The following is a 5,880-nucleotide window of genomic DNA, read 5'->3' on the forward strand; positions in this document are numbered from 1 at the left end:
TTTTTTACTGATCCGGTAATAATAGAATGCGGGAAGCAGGATGAGCAGGAATAAAGGATGAATAAGAAACCTTCTTACGTAGAATAAGGCGAGATAATGCTCTCTTTCAATATTGAGGACCAGGAATATAAAAGCGCTTACAGCTCCCAGGTAAAGCAAGACGTAGAGGATAACCGAGAATTTGAGCATGCTCCTGTTCTGAAAAGCGATGCATATGATTCCCAGTGAGATCGCACTATTAAGCGCATAGCGTATACTGAGGTGAATCATGAGTTCTGCCATGTTCATAGGTGGGATAATACCCAATAGATAATCTGACCTGAAAAACGCTATTAATGGATCATAGAATAGACTATCTTCAAAAAAACGTATCGCTGCAAGTAGCAAAACCATGAAGCCGATAAGAATTATCTTATATCTTTTCTTCATGCTTTTTTGTATTTAGTGAAGATTCGTATCCATACTAGCCAGAGGAGGAAAACCATTCCGTAAATCGCCAGTGGAAAAAATACGGTGTGCATAAAACCAGAATACTGTGGGTATTCGAGTATACTTACAGAGAGGATCACGATTCGTAAAATATTCGTTGCATAGATGAGAGCGGCACCTGCGAAAATATAGATCAGAGTCGTGGAGGTTTTCCCAAAGAATGCCAGAATAAAAGATGTGAATAGTATAATAATGCTTGCCGAGTTACAACCTTCAACTATCCCGGCTAGAAAATAACCTTCCACCATTAATTTCATAGACAGACCGGTATAATGCATCACCACCTCTACCTTATCGTAACCAAGAGCGTGCATTACATCTCCACTCTGGTAGGCCACCAGTCTTGTGAGCGCATCGGGTACGGGCTGAGTTTGCTCATAGAATAATAGAAATGCGTTGTAAGCGCTGGAAAAAAGAAAATAGCTTCCCAGGAATATAAAAATAAAACGCAATACCGTTCTGTATTTCTTGATGAGTTTCAGCAAAGTAGCGACTTGGTTTTTAACAAATTTATAGATTTAGACTCCATGCTTTACACAGCAAATTGAATACTTTTGCACCAAATATTGTTAATATGAATTTTCAGGAATTAAGACCAAAAGTAGAAAAGATACTACAGGACTCGAATATAGATGTCAAACAACGAATGACCCAGGTTTGCGAACTATTGGAGCAAAATATAAGTTATTATGACTGGGTTGGATTCTACTTCAAGAATGGAAATAAAGAAGAACTAAAATTAAAGGCTTTTGCCGGGGAGCCAACAGATCATGAGATCATTCCATTCGGGAAGGGTATTTGCGGACAGGTAGCCGTAAGCAATCAGAATTTTGTTGTACCAGATGTAAAAGCGCAGGATAACTATATAGCCTGTAGTATTAATGTTAAAGCAGAAATTGTAATTCCGTTATTTGTAAATGGTGAAAACGTTGGACAGATCGATATTGATAGCCACACAGCCGATCCTTTTACTGCTGAAGATGAAGAGTTCCTGGTTTGGGTGAACGAGAAAGTAGCAGAGATCTTATAGAACACATTAAATTACCAAAACAAAAAAACTCCTGATTTCTCAGGAGTTTTTTGTTCTTATATCGTATTCAAAATTACATTTGAAGTGCGATTATAAAGAAAAGAAATGCAAAAAATCCTACTAATTGCAATATAGATAGCAGGTAGTTCTTTTCGATCTCATTTCCCATTTCCATAGCTTTTTGTTTTAAAATTACACAAGCTATGTCTTCTCTATCAGACCTTTAACGAACTTTAATTTTTTTTAGAATAATTTATGTGAAATAAGCTCTGAAAATCGCTTTTCGTTAAGATAATATTTACATCCCGGTACGAATTGCTTCCACAGGATCAAGTTTTGAAGCCGACAACGCTGGAATAATTCCCGAGACCAATCCTATGATTGCCGAAACTAGTGTTCCTATAAACATATTATACGGAGAAAGGACAAATTCAAAGTCACCGGTAAACTGTGAAGCCACAATAGAAACCAGCCAGACAAAGAACAATCCTACCAATCCTCCAATCACGGAGAGTATGACAGCTTCAAATAAGAATTGAGAGAGAATAAATTTGTTTTTAGCTCCCAGAGATTTCTGGATACCTATGAGGTTAGTTCTTTCCTTAACACTAACGAACATAATATTCGCAATTCCGAAACCTCCAACCAGTAAAGAGAATCCGCTAATTACTAAACCAATAATATTCAGCTGGCCAGTAATATTGTCTACAAACTCTGTAAGACCCTTTAGTTCATTAACGAAAAAGTTATTGATTTCTCCAGGCTTGATTCCGCGCATATTCCGAAGGTTTTGTTCCAGTAAGGCAATAAATTCATCGCTATCTGCTCCACTTTCAGGCTTCATCACCAATTGTGGAAATACCGTTCCTTTCGTAGTTCCGTAAACCAGTCGTGCAAAGTTGGCTGGCACGAAAGCCTGCCCGTCCCTGGAACCAGTAAACAAGGACTGCCCCTGTTTCTTAAGCACTCCAATGACTGTAGCTCTACGTCCAAAAATTCGTATTTCTTCACCAATTCCATTCGAGCCACCAAACAGCGTTTGTGCTACTTCATGACCCAAAACAACAACTCCAGATCCGCTTACAGATTCAGATTCATTGAAAAATCTTCCTTCTGCGAGTTCCAGTGCTTCAATGTCGTAGTACTCATGAGTAACTGCTCCTATATTCACACCACTACTGGTAACATCCTGATATTTAAGCGCGGCCCCTCCGGGAATTCCCAGTACAAAACTAATATTATCAAGATCTGGCAAGCTCTTCTTTAGATTCTGGTATTCCTCATAAGTTACATCTGGAAATTGCTGACTCTTCCATCTTGGAACATCGCTAGGTCCAAATTTGAACCTCATCACGATCACCGTACTATTGTCCAGTGAACTCAAACTTCCGGTAATATCCTTTTTTAATGAATCTACCGCTGCAAGTACAGCGATAATGGAGAAGATACCAATGGTCACCCCTAGTAGGGATAGAAAGGTTCTAAGCTTATTATTTGTAAGAGCGCTAATTGCAAAATTGAAGCTCTCTTTAAGTACCCGTAAATAGATCAGCATAATTTAAAATCTGCTATTAACTCATGAATTTAAGATAGGACGCAGGATCCAAATTTTCGTTACAAAATTTATAGATAATTCATTAGTTGCACTTTTAAATTTTTCGCTTTATTGGTTACTTTTGCAGCTTTAACAAACACAACACAATGAGCGAATTAAAACAAGCAAAGTCTGCTTTAATTTCAGTCTTCAGTAAAGATGGTCTTGAGCCTATCGTGAGAAAGCTGGATGAGCTGGGCATTACCATTTATTCCACAGGTGGAACCGAGAAATTTATCAAGGATCTTGGGATAGAAGTGGTTCCTGTAGAGGATGTTACCTCCTACCCTTCTATACTGGGTGGCCGGGTAAAAACTCTTCATCCAAAAGTTTTCGGAGGGATACTTAATCGCCAGGATCATGAAGGTGATGTAAAAGAACTGGAACAATATGAAATTCCGCAGATAGACATTGTGATTGTAGATCTGTATCCTTTTGAGAAAACAGTTGCTTCAGGCGCTGCGGAACAGGATATTATAGAAAAGATCGATATTGGAGGTATTTCTTTGATTAGAGCCGCGGCTAAGAATTTCAAGGATGTAACCTGCGTTTCTTCCGTAGATGATTATGCAGAATTTTTAGAGTTACTGAATGAAAAATCTGGTAATACTGAATTAGCTGATCGTAAAAAATTCGCTGCCAAAGCTTTTAATATTTCTTCTCACTACGATTCGGCAATTTTTAATTATTTCAATGCTGAAGGTGATATCAATTCTTTCAAACAAAGCGAACTGAAAGGCAAAGAACTTAGATACGGAGAAAATCCTCATCAAAAAGGAACGTTTTTCGGTGATTTCGAGGCAATATTCGATCAGCTTCATGGGAAAGAATTAAGTTATAATAACCTACTTGATGTAGATGCTGCTGTGAACCTCATGGACGAATTCAAAGGTGAAGCTCCAACATTCGCGATTTTAAAACATAACAATGCCTGTGGTCTCGCACAAAGAGATTCGATCCACCAGGCTTATGTGGATGCCCTCGCCGGCGATCCTGTTTCAGCTTTTGGAGGAATTTTAATTAGCAATGTGGAAATAGACGCCGAAACTGCTGAAGAAATCCACAAACTATTCTGTGAAGTGGTCATTGCCCCTTCATTCTCTTCGGAAGCTGAAGAAATTTTAAAAGGCAAAAAGAACAGAATCCTGCTTATCCAGAAAGAAGTTGAACTTCCGAAGAATCAGGTGAGAACATGTCTTAACGGTGTTCTCGTTCAGGATAAAGATCTAAAAACCGATGCTATCGAAGATCTCAAGCTGGCAACCAGCAATAAAGCAACAGATTCTGAGTTATCTGACATGATATTTGCTTCCAAGATCTGCAAGCATACAAAATCAAATACGATCGTACTGGCGAAAAACAAACAATTATGTGCAAGTGGTACCGGGCAAACGTCCAGAGTAGACGCTCTTACACATAGTATTGCCAAAGCGAAATCATTTGATTTCGACCTAAAGGGTGCCGTAATGGCCAGCGACGCATTCTTTCCATTTCCAGATTGTGTGGAAATTGCGGGAAATGCCGGAATCACTGCGGTTATCCAGCCAGGTGGAAGCATCAAGGATGAACTGAGCATCAACTATTGCAACGAAAATAATATCGCAATGGTGATGACCGGGACACGCCATTTTAAACATTAAATTCATTACATTTACCCAAACCTCAACACTTAATAAACACTATGGGATTTTTTGACTTTCTCATTGAAGAAATTGCAATCGATTTAGGGACCGCCAACACTTTGATCATACACAATGATAAGGTAGTTGTAGATAGCCCTTCGATCGTTGCCAGGGACAGAACCTCTGGTAAAATTACCGCAGTAGGTAAAGAAGCTGCGATGATGCAGGGAAAAACTCATGAGAATATTAAAACCATTAGGCCATTAAAGGATGGGGTGATCGCCGACTTTGATGCCAGTGAGAAAATGCTCACGATGTTCATCAAGGAGATCCCGGCGCTTAAAAAGAAACTTTTTACTCCAGCACTTCGAATGGTAATCTGTATTCCATCCGGAATCACAGAGGTTGAAATGCGTGCTGTAAAAGAAAGTGCAGAGAGGGTAAATGGAAAAGAAGTATACTTGATCCATGAACCAATGGCAGCGGCCATTGGAATTGGAGTAGACATCATGCAACCAAAAGGAAACATGATCGTTGATATAGGAGGTGGTACTACTGAAATTGCTGTGATCGCTCTTGGAGGGATCGTATGTGATAAATCTGTAAAGATCGCAGGAGATGTTTTCACCAATGACATCGTGTACTATATGCGTACACAGCACAACCTTTATGTTGGTGAGCGTACTGCGGAAAAAATTAAAATCCAGATTGGTGCTGCGACTGAAGATCTTGAGGTCCCGCCAGACGAAATGAGCGTGCAGGGACGTGATTTGCTTACCGGGAAACCTAAGCAGGTGAATATTTCCTATCGTGAGATTGCCAAAGCTCTGGACAAATCCATTCTTAGGATCGAGGATGCCGTAATGGAAACTCTTTCGCAAACACCGCCAGAACTGGCTGCCGATATTTACAATACAGGTATCTACCTTGCCGGTGGTGGTTCTATGCTTAGAGGACTTGACAAACGTCTTTCTCAAAAAACAGACCTTCCGGTTTATATTGCTGAAGATCCTCTTAGAGCCGTAGTTCGTGGTACCGGAATTACCTTAAAAACACTGAATCGCTATAAAGGCATTTTGATCAAGTAGGAGAAGCTTAGTTTATGCAGCAGATTTTCAATTTTCTTATTAGGAATAAGAATTCAA

At 39.4% G+C, this 5,880-nt stretch carries 6 protein-coding genes; 3 read left to right on the forward strand and 3 right to left on the reverse strand.

Features of this window, described 5'->3' with window-relative positions:
* Both ACNI3T_RS05040 and xrtF read right to left on the reverse strand, forming a co-directional pair.
* Positions 1–429 (reverse strand): exosortase F system-associated membrane protein (locus ACNI3T_RS05040; RefSeq protein WP_418226895.1); only part of this gene is annotated, 429 nt, incomplete at its 3' end.
* Entirely contained in the window at positions 426–974 is a 549-nt protein-coding gene (gene xrtF / locus ACNI3T_RS05045) for an exosortase family protein XrtF (protein ID WP_418226896.1), read from the reverse strand. The genes ACNI3T_RS05040 and xrtF, both read right to left, overlap by 4 nt.
* A gap of 89 nt (positions 975–1,063) precedes the next feature.
* Between xrtF and ACNI3T_RS05050 the strand changes: the two genes are divergently transcribed.
* A complete protein-coding gene (locus tag ACNI3T_RS05050) occupies positions 1,064–1,519 on the forward strand; it encodes a GAF domain-containing protein (protein WP_418226897.1) in 456 nt (151 codons plus the stop codon).
* A 298-nt stretch (positions 1,520–1,817) separates the two neighbouring features.
* Here ACNI3T_RS05050 and ACNI3T_RS05055 read toward each other — a convergent pair whose 3' ends face one another.
* Positions 1,818–3,074 carry an ABC transporter permease gene (locus ACNI3T_RS05055; RefSeq protein WP_418226898.1) on the reverse strand — a complete coding sequence of 419 codons (1,257 nt, stop codon included), beginning with the start codon at positions 3,072–3,074 and terminating at the stop codon, positions 1,818–1,820.
* A 146-nt stretch (positions 3,075–3,220) separates the two neighbouring features.
* Between ACNI3T_RS05055 and purH the strand changes: the two genes are divergently transcribed.
* Together purH and ACNI3T_RS05065 are read left to right on the forward strand one after the other, a co-directional pair.
* Entirely contained in the window at positions 3,221–4,753 is a 1,533-nt protein-coding gene (purH, locus tag ACNI3T_RS05060) for a bifunctional phosphoribosylaminoimidazolecarboxamide formyltransferase/IMP cyclohydrolase (RefSeq protein ID WP_418226899.1), read from the forward strand.
* Between the two features lie 41 nt (positions 4,754–4,794).
* A complete protein-coding gene (locus ACNI3T_RS05065) occupies positions 4,795–5,823 on the forward strand; it encodes a rod shape-determining protein (protein WP_026914537.1) in 1,029 nt (342 codons plus the stop codon).
* Positions 5,824–5,880: the final 57 nt, after the last annotated feature.

Source organism: Christiangramia qingdaonensis, assembly GCF_048381525.1.
Classification (GTDB): domain Bacteria; phylum Bacteroidota; class Bacteroidia; order Flavobacteriales; family Flavobacteriaceae; genus Christiangramia.